The 21,958-nt window shown below is 71.8% G+C and carries 19 protein-coding genes; 11 read left to right on the top strand and 8 right to left on the bottom strand.

Annotated elements, in window-relative coordinates; translation table 11 throughout:
* Nucleotide 1: 1 nt before the first annotated feature.
* The 3 genes from OG385_RS14160 to OG385_RS14150 all read right to left on the bottom strand — a co-directional run bounded on the left by OG385_RS14160 (nt 2) and on the right by OG385_RS14150 (nt 5,093).
* The gene (locus OG385_RS14160; RefSeq protein WP_266855019.1) at nt 2-958 is read right to left on the bottom strand and encodes a Yip1 family protein; all 957 of its coding nucleotides are present in this window, start codon (nt 956-958) and stop codon (nt 2-4) included.
* 138 nt (nt 959-1,096) lie between these two features.
* Nucleotides 1,097-2,545 carry an FG-GAP-like repeat-containing protein gene (locus OG385_RS14155; RefSeq protein WP_266855017.1) on the bottom strand — a complete coding sequence of 483 codons (1,449 nt, stop codon included), beginning with the start codon at nt 2,543-2,545 and terminating at the stop codon, nt 1,097-1,099.
* Between the two features lie 280 nt (nt 2,546-2,825).
* The gene (locus tag OG385_RS14150) at nt 2,826-5,093 is read right to left on the bottom strand and encodes a (Fe-S)-binding protein (RefSeq protein WP_266855015.1); all 2,268 of its coding nucleotides are present in this window, start codon (nt 5,091-5,093) and stop codon (nt 2,826-2,828) included.
* Nucleotides 5,094-5,375: 282 nt separating this feature from the next.
* Here OG385_RS14150 and OG385_RS14145 point away from each other — a divergent pair, with 282 nt between their 5' ends.
* The gene (locus tag OG385_RS14145) at nt 5,376-6,593 is read left to right on the top strand and encodes a WecB/TagA/CpsF family glycosyltransferase (RefSeq protein WP_266855013.1); all 1,218 of its coding nucleotides are present in this window, start codon (nt 5,376-5,378) and stop codon (nt 6,591-6,593) included.
* A 138-nt stretch (nt 6,594-6,731) separates the two neighbouring features.
* On the opposite strand, the gene OG385_RS14140 is transcribed toward OG385_RS14145, so the two are convergent.
* Nucleotides 6,732-7,145 (bottom strand): rodlin, encoded by a 414-nt coding sequence (locus OG385_RS14140; RefSeq protein WP_266855011.1) that lies wholly within the window; start codon nt 7,143-7,145, stop codon nt 6,732-6,734.
* Between the two features lie 270 nt (nt 7,146-7,415).
* Here OG385_RS14140 and OG385_RS14135 point away from each other — a divergent pair, with 270 nt between their 5' ends.
* Nucleotides 7,416-7,655 (top strand): chaplin, encoded by a 240-nt coding sequence (locus tag OG385_RS14135; RefSeq protein WP_266855009.1) that lies wholly within the window; start codon nt 7,416-7,418, stop codon nt 7,653-7,655.
* Nucleotides 7,656-7,778: 123 nt separating this feature from the next.
* Here the strand turns inward: OG385_RS14135 and OG385_RS14130 are convergent, their stop codons facing one another.
* From OG385_RS14130 to OG385_RS14120, 3 genes are all read right to left on the bottom strand, one after another.
* A complete protein-coding gene (locus OG385_RS14130; protein WP_266855007.1) occupies nt 7,779-8,072 on the bottom strand; it encodes a hypothetical protein in 294 nt (97 codons plus the stop codon).
* Nucleotides 8,073-8,312: 240 nt separating this feature from the next.
* Nucleotides 8,313-8,546: a chaplin gene (locus OG385_RS14125; RefSeq protein WP_323183760.1), complete on the bottom strand. Its 234-nt coding sequence runs from the start codon at nt 8,544-8,546 to the stop codon at nt 8,313-8,315.
* 244 nt (nt 8,547-8,790) lie between these two features.
* Nucleotides 8,791-9,204, bottom strand: a complete 414-nt coding sequence (locus tag OG385_RS14120; protein ID WP_266855005.1) for a rodlin — start codon at nt 9,202-9,204, stop codon at nt 8,791-8,793.
* A gap of 773 nt (nt 9,205-9,977) precedes the next feature.
* On the opposite strand from OG385_RS14120, the gene OG385_RS14115 reads away from it, so the two are divergent.
* From OG385_RS14115 to OG385_RS14080, 8 genes are all read left to right on the top strand, one after another.
* On the top strand, nt 9,978-11,150 hold the full coding sequence (locus tag OG385_RS14115; RefSeq protein WP_266855003.1) for a glycosyltransferase family 4 protein: 1,173 nt from the start codon (nt 9,978-9,980) through the stop codon (nt 11,148-11,150).
* Nucleotides 11,147-12,640, top strand: a complete 1,494-nt coding sequence (locus tag OG385_RS14110; RefSeq protein WP_266855001.1) for a sugar transferase — start codon at nt 11,147-11,149, stop codon at nt 12,638-12,640. The genes OG385_RS14115 and OG385_RS14110 overlap by 4 nt, the downstream gene beginning before the upstream one ends.
* 29 nt (nt 12,641-12,669) lie before the next feature.
* Complete coding sequence (locus OG385_RS14105) at nt 12,670-14,115, top strand: O-antigen ligase (RefSeq protein WP_266860845.1); 1,446 nt, start codon at nt 12,670-12,672, stop codon at nt 14,113-14,115.
* A 5-nt stretch (nt 14,116-14,120) separates the two neighbouring features.
* On the top strand, nt 14,121-15,824 hold the full coding sequence (murJ, locus tag OG385_RS14100) for a murein biosynthesis integral membrane protein MurJ (protein ID WP_266854999.1): 1,704 nt from the start codon (nt 14,121-14,123) through the stop codon (nt 15,822-15,824).
* Nucleotides 15,814-16,605 carry a polysaccharide deacetylase family protein gene (locus OG385_RS14095; RefSeq protein ID WP_266854997.1) on the top strand — a complete coding sequence of 264 codons (792 nt, stop codon included), beginning with the start codon at nt 15,814-15,816 and terminating at the stop codon, nt 16,603-16,605. Before murJ ends, OG385_RS14095 begins: the two co-directional genes overlap by 11 nt.
* Nucleotides 16,602-17,765 (top strand): glycosyltransferase, encoded by a 1,164-nt coding sequence (locus OG385_RS14090; RefSeq protein ID WP_266854995.1) that lies wholly within the window; start codon nt 16,602-16,604, stop codon nt 17,763-17,765. The genes OG385_RS14095 and OG385_RS14090 overlap by 4 nt, the downstream gene beginning before the upstream one ends.
* An 84-nt stretch (nt 17,766-17,849) precedes the next feature.
* The gene (locus OG385_RS14085; protein ID WP_266854993.1) at nt 17,850-18,545 is read left to right on the top strand and encodes a lipopolysaccharide biosynthesis protein; all 696 of its coding nucleotides are present in this window, start codon (nt 17,850-17,852) and stop codon (nt 18,543-18,545) included.
* Nucleotides 18,545-19,762, top strand: a complete 1,218-nt coding sequence (locus OG385_RS14080) for a GNAT family N-acetyltransferase (protein WP_266854991.1) — start codon at nt 18,545-18,547, stop codon at nt 19,760-19,762. The genes OG385_RS14085 and OG385_RS14080 overlap by 1 nt, the downstream gene beginning before the upstream one ends.
* 57 nt (nt 19,763-19,819) lie before the next feature.
* On the opposite strand, the gene OG385_RS14075 is transcribed toward OG385_RS14080, so the two are convergent.
* Nucleotides 19,820-21,094, bottom strand: coding sequence for a glycoside hydrolase family 26 protein (locus OG385_RS14075; RefSeq protein WP_266854989.1), 1,275 nt, complete (start codon nt 21,092-21,094; stop codon nt 19,820-19,822).
* A 336-nt stretch (nt 21,095-21,430) separates the two neighbouring features.
* Between OG385_RS14075 and OG385_RS14070 the strand changes: the two genes are divergently transcribed.
* On the top strand, nt 21,431-21,925 hold the full coding sequence (locus OG385_RS14070; protein WP_266854987.1) for a DUF5949 family protein: 495 nt from the start codon (nt 21,431-21,433) through the stop codon (nt 21,923-21,925).
* Nucleotides 21,926-21,958 lie beyond the last annotated feature (33 nt).

The following is a 21,958-nucleotide window of genomic DNA, read 5'->3' as shown; positions in this document are numbered from 1 at the left end:
CTCAGAGAGTGCCGAGCTTCAGCAGTGACAGCAGCGCGATCAGCTGGATCGACGAGGCGGCCAGCGCCTTCGGCCACGGCAGGTCGTGCGACTTGCTCACCATCGACGTGAACAGGGCGCCCGCCGCGATCCAGGTCGCCCAGCCGAGCACCTGGACGAAACCGTTCTCGCCGCCCAGGAAGACCGCGAAGAGCAGCCGCGGCGCGTCCGTGATCGACATGATCAGCATGGAGAGGCCGACGGTCGGCTGCCACGCGCCGTCGCCACCGAGCTGACGGGCCAGCGTATGGGTCACCGCGCCCAGGATCAGACCGCCGATGACGAAGGCGACGGCGGTCGTCAGGACGTACGGGACGGCGTTGGACAGCGTCGCGTGGACGGCGTCGTCACGGGCCTGGTCGAACCCGAAGAGCGCGAGCAGCCCGTAGATGAACGTGACCGTCAGAGCGGGGCCCCACACCTTGTGGTCGCGCATCTGCCAGAAGGTCGGCCCCGGGCGCATCACGATGCCCCGCAGCAGCTCCTTCCAGTGCAGGCGCGGTCCCACGGGCGGGGCAGCGGTCTGCCCGGCCCGGTAGGTGTTGCCGTCGCCGTACGGGTCCTCGCCGATGCTGAAGGCCTGCGTGTGACCGGGGTTGTCCGCGCTGTTCGCATACGGATCCGCCGGCGGCCCGCCGTACCCGGCCTGCCGGCCCTGGTACGGGTCGCCCGGCCCCTGCCCCTGGTACGGGTCCCCGAAGTACTCCGGCTCCCCGTAGGGCTGCTGCTGGGCCTGCGGGGGCCACTGGTGCTGCTGCGCACGCTGAGGCGACGGCTGGGGCGCCGCTGAGCCGCCGTACGGCGGAGGCGGTGCCTGCCTGCCGTACGGCTGCTGCTGCGGTCCCCGCTGCTGCTGCCGCTGCGGGTTCTGTTGCGACGTGCGGTTGTCCCGGCCGCGTCCGATCCTGAATCCAGCCACGCTTTCGAACGTACCTGCTTCCGGAGGGCGGGGTGCCGGACCTGGGAGAACAGGCCGGTCTTTGCGGCCGACCTGTGACATCCCCTAAGGGGAATCCAGGGGAATCCCGGCGGGGCCGCCTCCGGCGGGCGAGTGGGGTCAGCCCGCCATTCCGAAGCCCAGCAGCGGGGTGCCCGCCGCCGACACCTTGGTCGCGGTCAGGCCGTAGCCCTTGCCGGTGGCGGCCAGCTTCGAGCCGTCCGAGTTGAACGTCACGAGGTAGCCGTCCCCGTTGTTCTCGTGCGGGATGCCGACCGTCAGGTCCGCCTTGCCGTCGTTGTTGGTGTCGGCGAGGTAGACCTCCGCGCCGAAGCCGTCACCCTTCTCGTTGTCGCCCGGGACGCCGGGGCTGTCCTGGGCGAAGGACTGGGCGCCGGTGGAGGCGAAGCCGCCCGTGGAGCCGTAGAGGACGGTCACCATGCCGGCGTCGGCGATGCCGTTCAGGTCCTCGCCGGGGGCGCCCACCACGACGTCGTCCTTGCCGTCGCCGTTGACGTCGCCGAGCGAGAGTTCGTAGCCGAAGTCGTCGGCGGTCTCACCCGAGCCGGGAACGCCCGGGGAGTCCTGGTTGACCGAGTCCTGGCCGCCATCGGGGCCGGCCTGTGTGCCGTAGACGACCTTGACGACGCCGCCCTTGTGCGCACCGGCGATGTCCTTGTCCCAGTGGGCGCCGATCACGATGTCGCCGTAGCCGTCACCGTTGACGTCACCGATGTCCGAGATGACGCCCGCCGGAAGCTTCTGGGCGCCGGTGCTCGTCAGCCCGGACGTGCTGCCGGGAAGGTAGAAGTTGGCGTTCCACCCCTCCTGGCTGTCGGTCTCGTAGCCGTTGGCGACGAGATCCGTGCGGCCGTCGTGGTTGACGTCGCCGGGGGTGAGGTTCTGGAAGTCCGGGCCCGGGACCTTCTGGACCGGCGCGGTGACGGCGTAGTGGCCGCCGGTGCCGCCCGTCTTGGTGAAGCCGCCGCGGTAGATGTCGACGGTGTTCTGGTCGGACCCGATGGCGAGGTCGGCCCGGCCGTCGCCGTTGTAGTCGCCCGCAGCGACGAGCAGCCCGAAGTGGTCGTGGCTGCCGGCCGACGGGTCCTTGACGTTGGTGCCGCCGGAGAGACCGCTGCTCGTACCCCAGAGGATGGTGACCGAGCCGCCGTCGGCGTCCGAGCCCACGTCCTCGCCGTGCGCGCCGACCGCGAGGTCCGCGTACCCGTCGCCGTTGAAGTCACCGGCGGAGACCATCCCGCCGAAGGTGTCGTCCTTCTCGGCCGTGCCGGGGACACCGGCACTGTTCTGGCTGACCGTCTGGATCTTGGCGGCGCCCGCGCCGGACTTCGAGCCGTACAGGATGGAGACGGAGCCCGCACCCGACTTGCCGTTCACGGTGGCGAGCGGGGCGGTCACGGCGATGTCCCGGTAACCGTCGCCGTTGAAGTCGCCCCGGGTGCCCGAGGGCGTGGCAGCGGTGGCGGTGCTCGCCGTGACCACGAGGAGCCCGCCGGTGAGGGCGGCGGCCGCGGCGGTGGCAAGGGCGGTACGGAGCTGTCTGTGCATGCGGATCGTCTTCTCCTGCGCCATACGGGGTGCGGTGTGCACCGAGTCGGAAATGCGGCAATGGCCGCGGTGAGTACGGGTGTTCGGCAGAGGGGAGACCGCCGGTGGGGTCGCATGGTTGTACGGGATGCGAGGGAAATGTGATGCCGGGGTGACCCAATGGTGAATGCCGGGCGAGCGGGTGCGGCAGGAGAAGAGCCGGGGCACGGCAAAGGGCCGGGACCGCCCAACGGCGGTCCCGGCCCTTTCTGCGTACTGCTCTGCGTACTGCCTGCTCGCGCTACTTCACCGGCTCGGGCTCCGGTGCGTCCTCGTCGGCCGGGTCGTCCGCCGGGTCGGCGGGGAGCTTCACCGAGTCGAGCAGCAGCTGCGCGACATCGACAACCTGGAGCGATTCCTTGGCCTTGCCGTCGTTCTTCTTGCCGTTGACCGAGTCGGTCAGCATCACGAGACAGAACGGGCAGGCGGTGGAGACGATGTCGGGGTTGAGGGAGAGGGCTTCGTCGACGCGTTCGTTGTTGATGCGCTTGCCGATGCGCTCTTCCATCCACATCCGTGCGCCGCCGGCGCCGCAGCAGAAGCCGCGTTCCTTGTGCCGGTGCATCTCCTCGCTGCGCAGGCCGGGCACCTTGGCGATGATCTCGCGCGGCGGTGTGTAGACCTTGTTGTGGCGGCCCAGGTAGCAGGGGTCGTGATAGGTGATCAGACCCTCGACCGGGGTGACGGGGATGAGCTTGCCCTCGTCGATGAGGTGCTGGAGCAGCTGGGTGTGGTGGATGACTTCGTACTCGCCGCCGAGCTGGGGGTACTCGTTGGCGATGGTGTTGAAGCAGTGCGGGCAGGTGGCGACGATCTTCTTCGTCGCCTTCGGCTTCTTGGTCGACTCGTCCTCGTCGTCCTCGCCGTACGCCATGTTCAGCATCGCGACGTTCTCCTGGCCGAGCTGCTGGAAGAGCGGCTCGTTGCCCAGGCGGCGGGCGGAGTCACCGGTGCACTTCTCGTCGCCGCCCATGATGGCGAAGTTGACGCCCGCGATGTGCAGCAGTTCCGCGAAGGCCTTGGTGGTCTTCTTCGCCCGGTCCTCCAGGGCGCCCGCGCAGCCGACCCAGTAGAGGTAGTCGACCTCGGTGAGGTCCTCGACGTCCTTGCCGACGATCGGGACCTCGAAGTCGACCTCCTTGGTCCACTCGACGCGCTGCTTCTTGGCCAGCCCCCAGGGGTTGCCCTTCTTCTCCAGGTTCTTGAGCATCGTGCCCGCCTCGGACGGGAACGCGGACTCGATCATCACCTGGTAGCGGCGCATGTCGACGATGTGGTCGATGTGCTCGATGTCGACCGGGCACTGCTCCACGCACGCACCGCAGGTGGTGCAGGACCACAGCACGTCCGGGTCGATCACGCCGTTCTCTTCGAGCGTGCCGATCAGCGGGCGCTCGGCCTCGGCGAGAGCCGCGGCGGGCACGTCCTTGAGCTGCTCCTCGGTGGCCTGCTCCTCGCCCTCCATGTTCTTGCCGCCGCCGGCGAGCAGATACGGGGCCTTGGCGTGCGCGTGGTCGCGCAGCGACATGATCAGGAGCTTCGGCGAGAGGGGCTTGCCGGTGTTCCAGGCGGGGCACTGCGACTGGCAGCGGCCGCACTCGGTGCAGGTGGAGAAGTCCAGCAGGCCCTTCCAGGAGAAGTGTTCGACCTGCGAGACGCCGAACACGTCGTCCTCGCCCGGGTCCTCGAAGTCGATCTCCTTGCCGCCCGATGTCATCGGCAGCAGCGCGCCGAGCGCCGTACCGCCCTGCGCGTCGCGCTTGAACCAGATGTTGGGGAAGGCGAGGAAGCGGTGCCAGGCGACACCCATGTCCGTCTTGAGCCCGACCACGATCATCCAGATGAAGGACGTCCCGATCTTGACCATCGCGGTCAGGTAGATCATGTTCTGCAGCGTGCCGGTGCCGGCCCCGCGGAACGCCGCGACGAGCGGGTACGAGAGGAAGTACGCGGCGTCGTAGCTGTGCACGCCTGCCAGTGCGCCCTCAAGTCCGCGCAGCGAGTAGATCGCCAGGCCGATGATGAGGATGACGGCCTCGACGAAGTACGCCTGGCCGAAGTTGGAGCCCGCGAAGCGGGACTTGCGGCCCGGCCGGTCCGGCTTCGACAGCTGGCGGATCACGATCAGGACGAGGATGCCGAGCGTCGTCATCACACCGATGAACTCGACGAACATCTCGTACGGCAGCCAGTGGCCGATGACCGGCAGGACCCAGTCGGCCTTGAAGAGCTGGCCGAGGGCGTTGATCAGGGTCAGGATCAGCGAGAAGAAGCCGACCGCGACGAACCAGTGCGCGAACCCGACGATGCCCCATCGGTTCATCCGGGTGTGGCCGAGGAACTCCTTGACCACCGTGATCGTCCGCTGGGCGGGCTCGGCGGTACGGGTGCCCGCGGGCACGTTCTGACCGAGCCGCACATAGCGGTAGATCTGGCCGATGGCTCGGGCGAACAGTGCGACACCGACCACGGTGAGTACCAGCGACACAATGATCGCGGCGAGTTGCATGGGGGCTCCTCGGGCCTGCGAGGTGGGGATCCAGTGGTGACAGTGATTCTCAAGTGATTACTAAGCAGTAACTTAATGCAGTCCGTGCTGAGAGTACCCACTTATCCCACTGCGATGTACCAGATCAAGTGGTGATCTGCGTCGCTCAGGGTCTCCTCATCGGATGTCTTCCGTCCAATCGTGTTACTCAGCGCATAGTGGGGCATAACGAACTAGCTTGTGGATCGTTCGAGCTGGATGCCCCGGTGGCATCACCCCGATACCGCAACCGATGGGCGGCGCATGAGCCACGCGATCCCCCGTACCGAAGGCCACCAGGAACCGTCCGCCGGCGGCCCGCCCCGCACGGTCCGCTGCGCCGGTATCCCGCTCACCCCGCTCGCCCCCGCGCCGGCCGCTGAGGAGCTCGTACGCCTCGCGCTGCGGGGCGCGGCGGCGGATGTCCACCTCTGCGGCACGGACACCCTCGCGGACGCCGGCCGCGCCCCGGGCCTCCAGCGGCTGCTGCGCTCGGCGGCGCTCAACCTCCCTGCCGGGCGCGGCCCGGCCCGGGCGGCGCGGTCCGGCGGACGGCCGGCGGCGCAGGTGTACGGACCCGACCTGCTGCTCGACACCGTCCGGGCCGCACAGCGTGCGGGGCTCAGTCACTATCTGCTGACAGCCGAAGTGCCGACCGGCGAAGTGGCCGAACTGCCGACCGCTGAACTGCTGGTGCGCTATCCCGACGCGCGGGTCGCGGGCGCCGAGCCGCTGCCCGGCCGGGCGGCCACCGCCGAGGAGTGGGCGGCGCTGGCGGCCCGCATCCGGGAGAGCGGCGCCCGGCTGGTCTGGATCGGCGGGTCCGGCGCCGCCCGGCAGCACAGCGCGGCCGCCCGCCTCGCCGCTCTGCACCCCGCGGTGTACGTCGCGGCGGGCCCGGCCTTCGCCCTCCTCCACGAACGCGCCGGCAGCGGGCGGTGGAAGCGGTGGCCGGCGGGGGTGCGGAGCTACGCACGCTTCCTGCGGGCCGCGGCGCGGGAGCGGCACCGGGGCCGCGGCCCGTACCGCGAACTCGCCCAGCTGCTGGCCGACGCCGAGATCGATCTCGTCCTGGACGCGGGCGCGGACGCCGGCGCGTATGTGGCGGGGCTGCGCCGTGCCGGGTACCGCGGGCGGGTGGTCTCGTTCGAGGTGCTGCCCGGGCCGCGCGAGCAACTGCTGCGGTGTGCCGCGGGCGACCCCGGGTGGTCCGTCCTGCCGTACGCGCTGGGCGACGGCAACGGACCCGACGGGGGCCACCGGCTCGACGCGCTGTGGGACGCGGTGACCGCGCCGGGCGAGCGGCTGTTCGTACGGCTGCGGGCACCCGGCCACGAGGAGCGGCTGCTCGACGGCGCCGGGCTGTACGCCTCGGAGTGCGTCGGCCTCCAGACACGGGGCGAGCGGGGCGACCCGCTGCCCGGGTACACGGCGGTGCCGCCGACTGTGCCCGGCGACGTGGTGCTGTTCCGGCGCGGGTGAGGCGGCGCCGGCGCCCCGGCCGAGGACGGACTCGACGACGGACATGAAGAAGCCCCGGTGGCAGCTCGCGCTGCTACCGGGGCCACTTCAGTGCTCCACCAGGACGTCAGTGTCCGGAGGTCGGAGGAGCGGCGGTGATCAGCGGCCGTTCCCGGCGCCGTTGCCCGAGAGGATCGGGATGTTGTCCAGAAGGTGCGACAGCGCCTCGTCACCCTTGGCCTGGGTGGAGTTCTCGGTGCACTGCTGGGTCTGCGGCGAGGACAGGATCGGGATGTCCTGGACGGAGATCGGGACCACGCCGATGAGCGAACCGACGTTGGCCTTGGCCGGCAGGGCGATGCAGGGCTTGTTCAGCGAGCCCTGGATGAGGCCGATCTGCGGGCTCATGTTGCCGTACGTGGCGGAGTTGCCGAACGCCTGCTGGGCTCCGTTGCCACTCAGCGACGTGGTGCCGCCGTCGTGGCCGACTGCCATGGCCGGCGACGCCATCATCGCGCCCGCGCCTGCCATCGTGAGGGTGGCCGCCGCAGTGGCCACAGCCTTCTTGATCATATCGCGTCCTTCTGTTGTCGCACGAGTGCCCGCTTCCGGAGCGCTCTGATCAACTGCCGGATCGGCGATTGGTTCCGGCGCTTCACTCATATGGCTTCCATGTCGCTGGCGCGCGGCAAGTGGGTTGACGCAGCCGGTGGCCAGGGGTCTTCCCCATTGGGCCGAACAGGTTCCGTAGGTCGCCCGGCCGTGTCGCTGCCCCCAACTATTCGTTGCGAATCGAGTGAGTCCTGATTCAGGGCACAACATCGAAGAGAAGGTGCAACTCCCATGAACACTGCCAAGAAGGCAGCTCTCGTCCTTGCCACCGCGGGCCTCGCCGCCGGCGGCGCCGCCGGCTCCGCGTTCGCCGACGCCGGCGCCGAGGGTGCGGCCGTGGGCTCGCCGGGTGTCCTCTCGGGCAACCTGGTCCAGGTCCCCGTCCACGTTCCGGTCAACGTCTGCGGCAACACCGTGAACGTCATCGGTCTGCTGAACCCGGCGTTCGGCAACACCTGCGTCAACAGCTGACGTTCTGATCCGGCTCGTCCGGTGAAGCCCGGTCCCCGGACCGGACAGCAGAAGTGGCGGTATCCGCGGACGACGCGGGTACCGCCACTTTCGTGTCGCGGCAGGATGCCGGGACCGGGGCTGCTACTGGCTGCCCAGCTGCACGCCACCCAGCATCGGGGTGGCCTGGCGGGCGAGGCCCATGACCTTCTCGGGGGCGTCGGCCTTGCCCGAAACCACGCTGGTCGCGGTGTCGGCGAGCGCGGCCACCGGGACCGCTGCCCCCGTCTGAAGTGACTGCGTGGCCTGGTCGAGTCCGCCGTTGAGGCTCATCGGGGGCATGGCCGGGGGCGCCGCGGCGAACGCGGGGGTGGCCGCGCCCGCGCCGATCGCCATCATGGAACCGGCGACGACTGCGGCGGCCTTTGCGTACTTCATGTCGAATACCTTTCTCCGGCGGCGCTGTTCACAGCTGCGACTCTCGCGCCACGACACCGTCCAGGAGGGGTGCCGGTACGCCGCCTTCACCGTGGCTAACGATCCCTGCCCGCAGGGGAAACCCCGGGACGGCGAACGTTTCTGCACCTGTTCAGCCGCGTACGGCGAAGTGGCCCCGCCGGGTCCTGGGAGACCCGGCGGGGCCACTTCAGCGACTCGCCCTTGCGGGAGAGCCGTACGTCACTTGTTGACGCAGGTGTTGCCGAACGCCGGGTTCAGCAGCGCGATGACGTTGATGCTGTTACCGCAGACGTTCACCGGAATGTGAATCGGAACCTGGATGACGTTGCCGGAGAGGACACCGGGCGAGCCGATGGCCGCACCCTCCGCGCCCGCGTCCGCCATGGCGGGCGCAGCGGCGCCCAGGGCCATCATGACGCCGGCGGCGAGAACAGCAGCCTTCTTGAACTTCATGTCGATCCTTCCTGCAGCGGTGTCTCCCGCAGCCACGACCATCGCGACGCGTGTCCAGTTGCCTTTTCATGAACACCACTGCAGGACTGCTAACGATCGGTGCGCCCTGGGGAAACTCTGTGCAGGGTGCCCGGCGTCAACTCAACCCGAATGCTCTCCGGGATCCGGTCGGGGCGGCGTGCGGACACACGCGTGGCCGCCGCAACGTCCTGTCTGCGGCGGCCACGTGGGAGCAGCGAGGAGATCAGCCCCGGTTCGCCGCACCGTTGCCCGAGAGGACCGGGATGTTGTCCAGGATGTGCGACAGGGCCTCGTCGCCCTTCGCCTGGGTGGAGTTCTCGGTGCACTGCTGGTTCTGCGGCGAGGACAGGACCGGGATGTCCTGAACGGCGATCGGGATGAGGCCGATGAGGGAGCCCACGTTGGCCTTGACCGGCACACCGAGGCAGGGCTTGTTCAGCGAGCCCTGGACCAGGCTGAGCTGCGGGCTCTGGCTGCCCTTGGTGGCCGAGTTGCCGAAGGCCTGCTCGGCGCCGTTGCCGCTGGCGGAGGTGGTGCCGTTGTCGTTACCGACGGCCAGGGCCTGCGGGGCCAGGGTCGCGCCGGCGCCGACGATCGAGGCGGTGACGGCTGCGGTGGCCAGAATCTTCTTGATCACTGTGGTCCCTTTTCTGCATTTTTGCCCGGAAGTGGAGCACCCTGATCAACTCCAGGGGCCGAGTTTGGTTCCGCCCGTTCACTCGTTTGCCGTAGCGCACGAGTGCGGCGGTCCGTCGGAGCGAGCCCCCTGTGCGCGGGGTGCGCCGTGCTGCGCGGGTTCCGCCGGCGGTGGCAGCGGGGAAACGGGCCGCTCATCCATCAGTTCGTCTTCTGTATTCGCGTGGTCCCGTATTTCCCCGTCGTTTCCCGCACGCGTTTAACGAATGCTTCTTCAGCGGGGTACGCGCCGTCACCCGTTGGGGAGCTTCGCGGGTCCACGCGGGGTCTATTGCCCACTGCCACAAGGGAATTCAGTGCATTCGGTTGATCCGCCGTACGGCGGTATGTGCAAGTACTGGCTGATTTTCCACCCCGCTTTCTGACAAAGTGCACTCCTGCTTGGGCCGCTTGGGCTGCTTGGTTGCAATTGTCGAGACGGGAGAGCAGTCATGCGAAAAACGACGGGTCTCGCTGTGCCGTACGGCTTGGGCGCACCGCCGGACGAGGCGCGTTCCGCCGTCTCCCGTCCGACGGGCAATGGATCCGGCGCATTCGGTCCGCAGCCCGTTCTCCCCTGCGGCGCCGGCCGTCCGGACTTCCACTTCTCCGCCGAAAGCAGCGGGTCTTTTCCCGGCGTGCTCCTCGTGCAGACGGATTCGCGCCGCTGAGCCATCCGCTCCGCGCACCCCGGGGAAACCGATCTCCGGGTCAGGTACTAAGAGAGCCGCACACGTGCTGCCAGAAAACATTTCCCCCGGACACCGGCTGACGGTATTTCACCTCGTGCAGCCGGTGGAAGGCGGAGTCGCCCGCGTGGTCACCGACCTGGTGCGGGCGCAAATCGCCGAAGGAATCAGAACAGTTGTGGCCTGTCCCCCCGGCGCCGGTCTGACATGGGCGCTCGCCGGGTCCGGCGCCCATGTCCGTCCCTGGCCGGCCGGGCGGGCGCCGGGGCCGGGGCTGGCCGCCGAGACCGCTGCCGCCGCCCGGCTGATCCGCGCCTGCCGCCCGGACGTGGTGCACGCGCACAGCTCCAAGGCCGGGCTGGCCGCGCGGCTCGCCGTGCGCGGGCGCGTGCCGACGGTCTTCCAGCCGCACGCCTGGTCGTTCGAGGCGGTCGGCGGCGGCACCGCACGGCTCGCGCTGGCCTGGGAGCGGTACGCGGCCCGGTGGGCCGAGCGCGTCCTGTGCGTCAGCGAGGCCGAACGGCGGGCCGGTGAGGCGGCCGGGATCGCCGCCCGCTGGGCGGTGATCCGTAACGGCGTCGACCTCGGCGAGTTCAGCGCCGACGGCGGTTCCGGCGCCGAACCGGGCTCCGCCGCAGGGCCGTTGGCAGCCGGCACCGGCCCTGTCGTCGTCTGTGTCGGCCGGCTCTGCCGGCAGAAGGGGCAGGACGTACTCCTGCGGGCCTGGCCCGAGATTCTCCGTGCGGTGCCCGGGGCCCGGCTCGTACTGGTCGGGGACGGTCCCGACCGGGAGGCGCTGGCCAGGACCGCGCCGCCGGGAGTGCTGTTCGCCGGAGCGGTCGACGGGCCGCGCGACTGGCTGTGGGCCGCCGACCTCGTCGTCCTGCCGTCCCGCTGGGAGGGCATGGCGCTGGCGCCGCTCGAAGCGATGGCCTGCGGGCGGCCCGTCGTCCTCACCGATGTGAACGGCGCCCGGGAGAGCCTGCCGCCGGGCCACGACCGGCACGGGCTCGTCCCGCCGGACGACCCGCGCGCGCTGGCGCGCGCGGTCGGGAAGCTGCTGGCCGACGCCCCGTTGCGGGAGGCGCTCGGCCGCGAGGCCGGAGCCCACGCACGGGCGAACTTCGATGTGCGGCACACGGCCACCAGGGTCTCGGAGCTGTACCGCCGGCTCCTCGGTCTGCCCCAATCCACGACGAGGGAGCGCATCAGCCGATGACGATGGACAGCGCACCTGCTTCCCGGACGGGCCACGGCGGTGGCCCCGCCACGGCCGTGCAGCGGCCCGTGCCCGCGATCCACCCGCCGCGGAGCGCGGACGGTACGCGGCCGGAGCCGGTACGGCCTGCCGGGCTGCGGCGGGGTCGCACCGCGGCCCCGCTCATCGCGGGTGACACCCTCGCCCTGGTCGCCACCGGCGCGCTGGTGCCGGGGCTGCGGCTGGCGCCGCTGGTCCTCGTACCGCTGCTCGCGCTGCATCTGGCCCTGCACCTCCGCGGCGGCCTCTACCGGCGCAGGCTCTCCCCATCGGCGCTGCTCGAACTGCCCGCGCTGCTCGGCCATGCGCTGGTCCTGTGGTGCACGGCGGCCGCGTGCCTCGCGGCCGTCGGGCCCTGGCACGTCCTCGACTGGACGGTGCTCGCCACCGCGGTCACCGCGCAGACGCTCACCGGCTGCACGGTCCGCGGCGCGGTCCACCAGCTGGTGCGTACCGTCGGCGCACGGCGCAGCCAGTCGGCGCTGATCGTCGGCGGTGGCGCCGCCGCCCAGCAGATCAGTGCCGCGCTGTACGCGCACCCGGCGTACGGGATGCGGCCGGTGGGCCTGGTGGAGACCGGCCCCGGCACCCCTGCCGAGGACGGATCCGCTGCCGGGGACGGGAGCTCCGCACTGCCCGTGCTCGCGACCCATGAGGAGATCGGCCGGGCCGTCATCCAGACCACGGTCCGCCACGCGCTGTTCGTCGGCCCCGGCAGGGCAGCGGCCGACGACCACGCGCTGGTCCGGCTGCTCGGCGGATACGGCGTGCGGCTGTGGCTCGTCGAGACGTCGGGGCCCGGGTACCGCAGGGTCTCGGCCGACCATCTGTGGGGGTTCGCCGTCCGGCCGCTGGCCGTGCCCGGACACCGTACGGGCCGCTGGGGCAAGCGCGCCCTCGACGCCTCCCTCGCCTGCCTCGCGCTGCTCGCCGCCGCGCCCGTGATGGGGCTGTGCGCGCTGGCCGTACGGGTCTCCGACGGGCCGGGTGTCGTCTTCCGGCAGGAACGGATCGGCATGGACGGACGCGTCTTCACGCTGCTCAAGTTCCGTACGCTGCGCCCGGCCGACGACCACGAGTCGGCGACCCGGTGGAGCGTCGCCAGGGACCACCGGATGAGCGGGGTCGGCAACCTGCTGCGCCGGACCTCGCTCGATGAGCTGCCGCAGCTGTGGAACGTCCTGCGCGGGGACATGAGCCTGGTCGGGCCGCGGCCCGAACGCCCCTACTTCGTCACCCAGTTCTCCGGCAGTCACCCCGGCTACCGCTCCAGACACCGGATGCCCGTCGGGATCACCGGGCTCGCCCAGGTCAGCGGATTGCGCGGGGACACCTCCATCGAGGACCGGGCCCGCTTCGACAACCACTACATCGACAGCTGGTCGCTCTGGCAGGACATCTGCATCCTGGTCAGGACCGCGGGCTCGCTCTTCCGGCTGGGGGGCAGCTGACCGTGACGGTCCTCACCCCGGCCCCCGTGCTGCCCCGGCCACGTACCGGACCGCCCGCCCCACCGCTCTCCGGGCGGCTCGCCCGCTGGTGGCCGGTGCTGCCCGTGGCCGCGCCCGTCGTGCTGCTGGCCGTCCCCTTCGAGTACGGGAACGGGGCGAGCACCTCCACCAACATCTCCGTGTCCGACATGGCTTCGGCGTTCCTGGTGCTGTTCTGCGCGGTACGGCTGCTGCGCGGGACGGGACCGGGGTCGCGTCCGCTGAGCCCGGCCGCCGCTGTCGTGCTGGGCGTTCCGGTGGTGGGGCTGGCCGTCGCCACCGTGACCGCCGCCGACCCGGTGGCCGCGCTCCCCGGCTTCGTGCGCTACCTCCAGGTGTTCGTGCTGGTGCCGGCGGCCGTGGTACTGCTGCTCAGGGACGCCCGCGACTTCCGGTTCGTGGCCGGGTTCTTCGTCGTACTCGCCCTGGTCCAGGGCGGGTTCGGCGTCTGGCAGTACGCGACCCGCAGCGGCGCCTCCTACATGGGCTCCGACATCCGGGCCGTCGGCACCTTCGGCCCCACCGACGTCATGGGGATGGCCACCATCGTGGCGTTCGGGATGGTCGTGGCCACCGGGCTCGCGCTGCGACCGCCGCCCGGCGCGCCCCGCTGGGTGCGCCCGGCCGCGACCGCCGCCGCGGTGGCGCTGGTGCTGCCCCTCGCGTTCTCCTTCAGCCGCGGCTCGTGGATCGCCACGGCGGTCGCGGTGCTCGCCGTCGTGCTGCTCGCCGGGTTGCGTACGGCGGTGCGCGCACTGACCGCCGCGGTCGCGGTCGCCGTGGTGCTCGTCGGCGGATTCGGGGTCGGCTCGCAGCTCATCACCGAGCGGCTGGGCTCGATCACCCAGGTCACCGCGGCCCCCGACCAGTCGGTCACCGACCGGTACACGATGTGGGCGGCGGCGGTCGGCATGTGGCACGACGAGCCCGCGACGGGTGTCGGCTTGAAGGGATTCCCCGCCTACCGCGACGGACACGCCTCACTGGGGCTCTCGTCGGGCTCCGACACGGCGGGCGCGGGCCACGCCTTCCAGCGCCAGCCGCTGCTCTCGCCGCACAACATGTATCTGCTGGTCCTCAGCGAACAGGGCCTCGTCGGGATCACCGCGCTGGCCGGCAGCTGGGCCGCTCTCCTGGCGGGCGGGGCACGCCGCCTCTTCTCCGCGCGCAGACGGAGCGGAGCGGCCGCCGACTGCGGGCTCATGGCGGTGGGTCTGATGCTCTGGCAGACGGTCGACTTCCTGTACGCGGACATCGGCGGCCCCGCCACCGCGCTCACCGGCATCGTCTTCGGCCTCATCGCCTGGTGGGCACTGACGGGACCGGAGCCCGGCGCTGTCACCCGGGGCCCGGCGCTTCCCGGCGCCGTCACTCCGGGCCCGGCGTCCCCCGGCGCCGCCCTGACGCCCGCCTCCGTACGGCCGGGCGCCGTATGAACCGGATGAACGAGACGGCCACCGGCACCGGCCCGCGCGCTACGGCCCGTACCGCCGTGCCGCCGCCGCCCGTCGCGGTCCACACGCCGCCCGTGCCGCAGCAGGGACCGCCACGGCTCGGGAAGGTACTGGCCAGGGCCGCCGCGATCACCGCGGCGCTGACCGTCGCCGGGTCGGTGCTCGGTCTGGTCCGGGACCAGAGCATCGCGCATCTCTTCGGCGCGGGCAGCGACAGCGACGCCTTCCTGATCTCCTGGACCGTGCCGGAGATGGCGTCCACGCTGCTCATCGAGGACGCGATGGCGCTGGTGCTCGTACCGGCCTTCAGCCACGCGCTGGCCCGCCGCGCCGCGGGGGAGCACCCGGACCCCGTACGGAGTCTGGTCTCGGCCACCCTGCCGCGGCTGCTCGTCCTGCTCGGCTGCACCACCGGGCTCCTCGTGCTGGGCGCCCCGGTGATCGTGGAGCTGCTCGCACCCGGCCTCGCCGAGCCGCAAGTCGCCGTCCAGTGCACGCGGTTGACCGCGCTCACCGTGCTCTCGTTCGGGGTCACCGGCTATCTCAGCGCGGCGCTGCGGGCGCACCGCAGCTATCTGCCGCCCGCCACGATCTACGTCGCGTACAACGTCGGCATCATCGTCACCATGCTGGTGCTGCACTCCCTGTGGGGGGTACGCGCCGCCGCGGCCGGGGTCGCCGCGGGCAGCGTCCTGATGGTGCTGGCCCAACTGCCCGCCTTCGTCAGGCACCTGGCCGTACGGCCGTCCGGCGGCGAGACCGTACTCACTGGCCAGACCCTGCTCAACGGCGAGGCTCCGCTCATCGGCGCGGTCCCCGCCGCGCGGCCCGCTCTGCTCGGTCTCGGGGTGCTGGCGCCCGTCCTCATCTTCACCGTCTGCCGTCAGTCCCAGGTCCTCGTCGAGCGGTTCCTGGCCGCTTCGCTGCCCGCCGGGTCCATCTCGCACCTGAACTACGCGCAGAAGGTCGCGCAGGTGCCGATGATGCTGTCGCTGATGATCTGCACGGTCACCTTCCCGGTGGTCGCCAAGGCCGTCGCCGACGGCGAGGGCGACCAGGCGCGGCGCCGGGTCGAACGCGATCTGGCGCTGGCCGGGGTCGTCGTGCTGGCCGGTACGGCGGTCGTCGTCGCCTACGCGCCGCAGATCATCGAAGTCCTCTTCCAGCGCGGTGCGTTCAGCGCAGCCGACACCGCGACCACCGCTTCCATCATGCGGGTCTACGCCCTCGGGCTGCTCGGGCAGTGTCTGGTGGGCGCGCTGGGCAGACCGTTCTTCTCGACGGTGCGCCCCACCTGGTTCCCGGCCGCCGCGATGGCCGCAGGACTCCTCGTCAACGGGGTCGCCGGCGCGCTCGCCGTCGGCCCGTGGGGGGTCTACGGCATCACCGCGTCCAACGCCCTGGGGATCACCGTCACCGCTGTGCTGCTGCTCCGCGGGCTCGGCTCGCGGGTCGTCTCCATCCATGTACGCGGGGTCGCCCTGACGCTCGCCAGGCTGTCCGCCGCAGCCGTCGCCGCCTGCGCGGTGGGCCTGTTCGCCGCACCGCTGATCCCCGGCGCGGTGGCGAGCCTGGCGGCCGGCTGCCTGCTGGTGCCCGGTGTGTTCGCGGCGGCGGCACTGGCGCTGCGCGCCCCCGAAATCGTCGGCCTGCTCGATCTCACCAAGCGAAGGTTCCGCCATGTCCGCTGATACGGCGTCACGTGACGCCGCTCCGCCCGCGCCCCGGTCCCGTATCCAGCCGTGGATCCTGATGTACCACTCGGTGGCCGACCCGGCCGACGACCCGTACGGCATCACCGTCTCGCCCGAGCGCCTCGGCCACCAGCTGCGCCGGCTCAGACGGCGCGGGCTGACCGGCGTCGGCGTCGGGGCCCTGCTGCGGGCCCGCGCCGAGGGGCGCGGGCGCGGTCTTGTCGGGCTCACCTTCGACGACGGCTACCGCGACTTCACCGACCACGCGCTGCCGCTGCTGAAGCTCCACGGGTGCACGGCCACCCTGTTCGTGCTGCCCGGCAGGCCGGGCGGCGAGAACGCCTGGGACGCGCTCGGCCCGCGCAAGCCGCTCCTCACCGAGGACGGCATCCGGGCCGCCGCCGCGGCCGGCATGGAGATCGGCTCGCACGGCCTGTACCACCAGGACCTCACCGAGCTGGTCGACGACGAGCTGCGCCAGGAGACCCGGGGGAGCCGCGAGCTGCTCCGCCGGATCACCGGGGTCGCACCGGAGGGCTTCTGCTACCCGTACGGCACCCTCGACCGGCGGACCGTCGACGCCGTGCGCGACGCCGGATACTCCTACGGCTGTGCCATCGCCCCCGGGCCGCTCGCCGGCGACCACGCGCTGGCCCGCACCCACATCAGCCACGCCGACCGAGGCCTGCGACTGGACACCAAACGGGCGCTGCACCAGCTGCACCAGCTGCGTCAATTGCGCCAACTGCGGCAGCCGGCGCCCGGAGGCAGCCGGTGAGGGTCCTGCACATCATCACCGGGCTCGGCGTCGGCGGCGCCGAGCAGCAACTGCGGCTGCTGCTGCGCCGGTTGCCCGTCGAGTGCGACGTGGTCACCCTCACCAACCCCGGCCCGGTCGCCGACGGGCTGCGCGCCGACGGGGTCTCCGTCACCCATCTGGGGATGGGCGGCAACCGCGACCTCACCGCGCTCCCCCGGCTGACCCGGCTGATCCGGCGCGGCCGGTACGACCTGGTCCACACCCATCTGTACCGCGCCTGTGTGTACGGCAGGATCGCCGCCCGGCTGGCCGGGGTCCGCACCACGATCGCCACCGAACACTCGCTGGGCGAGCGGTACATCGAGGGCCGCCCGCTCACCCCGTCCACCCGCGCGCTGTATCTGCGCACCGAGCGGCTGGGGTCCGCGACCGTCGCGGTGTCGTCGACCGTCGCCGACCGGCTGCGCCGCTGGGGCGTCCCGGCGCGGCGCATCCATGTCGTACCGAACGGCATCGACGGGGCGCGGTTCCGGCACGACCCGCAGGTACGGGCCGCCACCCGGGCCCTGCTCGACATCCCGGCCGGCGACTTCGTGGTGGGCGGTGTCGGCAGGCTGGTGCCGGGCAAGCGGTTCGACCTGCTGGTACGGGCGGTTGCCGCACTGCCCGGGGTCCGGCTGGTGCTGGCCGGGGACGGGCCCGAGCGGGAGCCGCTGCGGGCGCTCGCCGGGCGGCTGGGGGCCGGTGACCGCGTCCACTTCCTCGGCGAGTGCGACGCGCTGCCCGACGGGCCGCACACCGGGCCGACCGTCCCCGCTGTCCTGGACGCGGTGGACGTCTTCGTCTCCGCGTCCGAGGAGGAGTCCTTCGGGCTCGCGGTGGTCGAGGCACTGGCCGCCGGTCTTCCGGTGCTGCACGCCGCCTGCCCCGCGCTCGACGACCTGCCGGCGGAGCCGGTGCCGGGCGCGGTACGGGTGCCGGGCGGCGCCGGGGCGTTCGAGGCGGCGCTCCGTCACCAACTGGAGCTGGGTGTGCGGAGGCTGGAGCCGCCTGCGGTGGTCGGCCACTACGACATCGCGCGCAGCGCCGGCAGCCTGCTCGGGGTGTACGCCCGCGCCGCCGAGGCCGCCCCGGCCGTTCCGCGCGTACGCCCTCCGTTCGTGACGCCCGTTCCGTAAGCCCAGGTCCGTTCCGTAACCCCGTGCCGACGCAGACCCCCGACGCAGACCCCCGACGCAGATCCCGACGGAGAAGTGAGCCCCATGCCTGATTCGCCCCGCGAAGAGCACCGCGCCATCCCCCGCACCATCGGACGGGCCGTCCGCCGCCGCGCTGCCGCGCTGCCGGCCTGGTGGCCGCTGCCGCTCTGCGCACTCGTCGGTGTGGTCGGCGGTGCGTCGTACGGAGCGCTCGCGGCGCCCGACTACGCCGCCACCAGCTATGTCGTCGCCGCGCCCGCCAAGGGCTCCGATCCGGCCACCGCCCTCGGCTTCGCCCAGGCGTACGGCCGTATCTCCACCAGTGCGTCGACCCTCGCCGCGGCGCAGCCGGCGGCGGGCGTCCCGGCGCGGACGCTGGGGCGGCACGTCAGGACGGAGACCTCACCCGAGTCCCCGATGATCGGCATCACCGGCAGCGCGACGCGCCCCGGCACGGCCGCCCACATCGCCAACGCGGTGGCCGGAGCGCTCACCGCCGGTGCCAACGGCGCCTCGGACAGCACCGGCGTCCGCCTCGTCCTGTTCTCCAAGGCCGTCCCGCCGTCGGCCGCCGTCTCGCCCTCGTTGCCGGTCAGTATCGCCGTCGGCGGCTGCGCGGGCGGCCTCGTCGGCGCCCTCGCGCTGCTGGTCCGCCCGCGCCGCAAGCAGGGGAGCACCGGCACCGCGGTCCCGGCGCCCGCCCAGGCCACCGGGTCCGACGCGCTCGCCGAGCCCGCCCAGCAGAAGGAACACGTCTGATGGCGGTGGCCACCGGGGCCGGGACCGGGGCTGGAACCGGAACTGGGACCGCGACCGGAACCGGTGCCGGTGCCGGCCTGTCCGTGACGTTGTGCCGCGACGAGCGGCAGTTCGCGGCGCTGGAGACCCAGTGGATGGCGCTGCACCGCGGCTGCGCCACCGCCACCCCGTTCCAGAGCCACCCCTGGCTGCACTCCTGGTGGCTCTCGTACGGCACACCGGGCCGGCTGCGGGTGGTGCTCGTACGGCGTGGCGGACGGCTGGTGGGAGCCGCCCCGCTGATGCTCGTGCACCGCCCGCTGCCGCTGCTGGTCCCGTTGGGCGGCGGCATCTCCGACTTCTCGGATGTCCTCATCGACGGCTCGCAGCCGCCCCGTACGCTCGCCGCGCTCGCCGAGGGGCTGCGCCGGGCCGCCCGGTACGCGGTGATCGACCTGCGCGAGGTGCGGCCGGGAGCCGCTGCCGAGCAGCTGTACGCCCGCTGGACGGGGGCCCGGCGCAGGCTCAGTGACTCGGTCTGCCTCGAACTGCCCGCCGAACCCATCGACCAGCTGGTGAAGCGGCTGGCCTCCGCACGGGCCCAGCGGGTCCGGGCCAAGCTGCGCAAGCTCGACGCGCTGCGGATCGAGGAGCGCGCCGTCGCCGAGCACGAAGTGCCGTGCACCATCAGGGAGTTGCTGCGGCTGCACGAGCTCCAGTGGCGCGGGCGCGGGGTCACACCCGAGCACCTCAGGCCCCGGTTCGCCGAACACCTGACACGCGCCACCCAGCGCATGGTCAGGGACGGCGACGCGGCGCTCACCGAGTACCGGCTGGACGGCGCGGTGGTCGCCGCCAATGTCACGCTCCAGTCCGCACAGCTCAGCGGCGGCTATCTGTACGGCGCCGACCCCGAGCTCCGTACGAAGAAGGTCGACGTGGCGACGATGCTGCTGCGCCGCGACGCCCGGCACGCGGCGGACAGCGGCCGGACCGTCATCAGCCTGCTGCGCGGCACCGAGCCGTACAAGAGCCACTGGCGCCCGGCCGTGGTGACCAACCAGCGGCTGCTGCTCGCACCGGCAGCGCTCGCCCCGGCGCTGAACCTGTACGCGGCCCAGCTGGCGGGCCGGGACCGGGCGGCCGACGCGGTGCGCTCCCTCGGGCCCGTGGCACGCGAGTGGCGCATCCGGATCGGCGGCCGGCGGGCGGGCAGGTCACCCGACGGCGGGCGGTGATCGCCCGCCGTCCCGCCGCCCGCCGTCCTGCCGGCCGTCCCGTCAACCCTTAGCCCGTCAGTCCTTCGGCAGGGTCCAGCAGATCTTCCGGGGCTTGAACCAGGGGTTGGCCCACTTGCCCAGGTCGATCCGGACGCACCACCGCTTCCCACCCATCGGCTCCGGCTCCGTCGGCTCCGGCCCGGTCGGCTTCGGCTCCGTGCTCGGTTCGGTGCTCGGTTCGGTGCCCGGCTCCTGCTCGGTCTCCTGGGACACCGCGGTCCGGAAGATCTTCGACGCGTCGGGGTTCTCGTCGCACTGCCATACACCGTGCGGGCAGTAGTCCGTGATGGTCTGGTAGAGCGGTCTGTGCGCGTCGAACCAGGCCAGCATCCCGCGCATGTAGTCGGTGTCGTCGCCGTTCCTGTAGAGCCCCCACTCGGGGTAGGAGATCTGCTTCTTGTGCGCGGTCGCGAAGTCGACCTGCGCCTGGAGTCCGTACGGCCCCTTCACCTGGTCCTCGAAGGTGTCGCCCGGCGGCTGGTCGTACGAGTCCATCCCCACGATGTCCACCGTGCGGTCGCCCGGGTAGCACTGCGTCCAGGGGATGTCGTCCGGGCCGCGGTTGGGCGTGAAGTCGAACTTGAACTTCTGGCCGGGGACGGAGCGCATCGCGGTGACGATCCGGTTCCAGTACGTCTTCCAGCCCTGCGGGTCGGGGCCGCAGCGCTGGGTGTAGGTCGTGCCGTTCATCTCCCAGCCCAGCACGATCACCGTGTCGGGGACCCCCAGCCGCACCAGCCGGGTGGCCAGCTTGCGGTAGTGGTCGTCGAAGTCGCCCCGGGCTCCCTGACCGATGAGGTCCCGGACCTCGTCGTCCGACAGGTTGTCCTCGTTGTGCTCCTGCATGGGCACGTTGAGCACGAACATCCGGTCGGGCTTGGCGCGCCGCCACTTCGCCCAGGGGCTGAGGAAGTCGGGCTGCCCCTCGATGTTCGACCAGACGTCGCCCGGCAGGTAGGTGTGCCCCACCCGCAGCTCCGCACCGCCCAGCCAGTGCGAGAGGTCCGCCATCCGTGCGATGCCCTCCGGCCCGTAGTCCAGGTAGGCGCCCACCGCGGGCACGGAGTCCTTCGGCACGGCGGGCAGGGGGCCCTTCGGCGCAGTGGGTACGGAGTCCTTCGCCGCGGGTGCCGCATCCTTCGGCGCCACAGGAGCGGATCCGGAGGGGGACGGGGCCGGAGGGGGCGGCGGCTTGAGTGCTCCGTGCGCGCCGCCCGCACCGGTCAGGAGAAGACCGGTGGCCACACCAGCGATGCAAGCGCCCCTCAACCGACGGCGTGAATGCGGCATGGGCTTCTCCTCGTGAACTCGTGTACCGGTGAACTCGTGTACTCGTGAACTTCGAACTCGTGCACTGGTGAAGGTGACGGAATCTGAATCCTCGGAACCGTGAGCTATTGGTCAAACCGTCCACCCGACGGGCCGCATGGGCGCGCTGCGCTGGGCCATCGGTGGGTTCCGTGACCCTCAGTCAGCTCCATCCAGGTGAAGGGCGCGACGCCACGCCGTGGCTCGGGGGCCGGTGACACACGCGTACGCCCTGACCGGTGGTTTGCGGCCCGCGGTTCCGCCATCCGGGTGAACGGCCACCCTGGGCGTCCCGGCCCGCCACTAGGGTGCCGAGCCATGACCGCATCCCACACCGCCACAAGCAGTGTCCAGCGCGACCATTTGGGCACCCTCTCCGTGCTCGCCTGGTCCGGCGACCCCGAAACGAACAACACGCCCTATCTGCTGGCCTATTCACTCGGTGACGGCAAGGACGGTGCCGAGGCGGGCGAGGCCGCCGTACGCACGCTCTTCGGCGAGCTCGGCATCCCGCTGGGCAGCTCGCTGGCCGACGGCTCCCGGCCCGGCTTCCCGGTCAAGCTGCTCGTCGAGGGCGGCCAGGCCGCCATCAACATGCCGTATCTGAGCGCTCAGTGCCCGGTCCCGCCGGAGTGGCTCCAGGCCGTGGCCGACCGCGGCGAGGTGCACTTCATGTTCGCGAGCAAGCCGTGGCCGGAGGCGGTGCCGGGCAGGCCCGTCTCCGAGGAGGTCCTCAGCGCCTTCGTCGGCGACGAGGGCATGCTCGCCACCTCCGCACACTGCATGCTGCCGGTCACCAAGCTGCGGAAGTAGCCCCGCCCCGCCCTGTCACGCGGTGGCCTCCGG

It is taken from the genome of Streptomyces sp. NBC_01306 (genome assembly GCF_026340465.1).
Lineage (GTDB): Bacteria > Actinomycetota > Actinomycetes > Streptomycetales > Streptomycetaceae > Streptomyces.
Note: the sequence above shows the minus strand (reverse complement) of the source record. Positions and strands in the feature narration are given on the sequence as shown.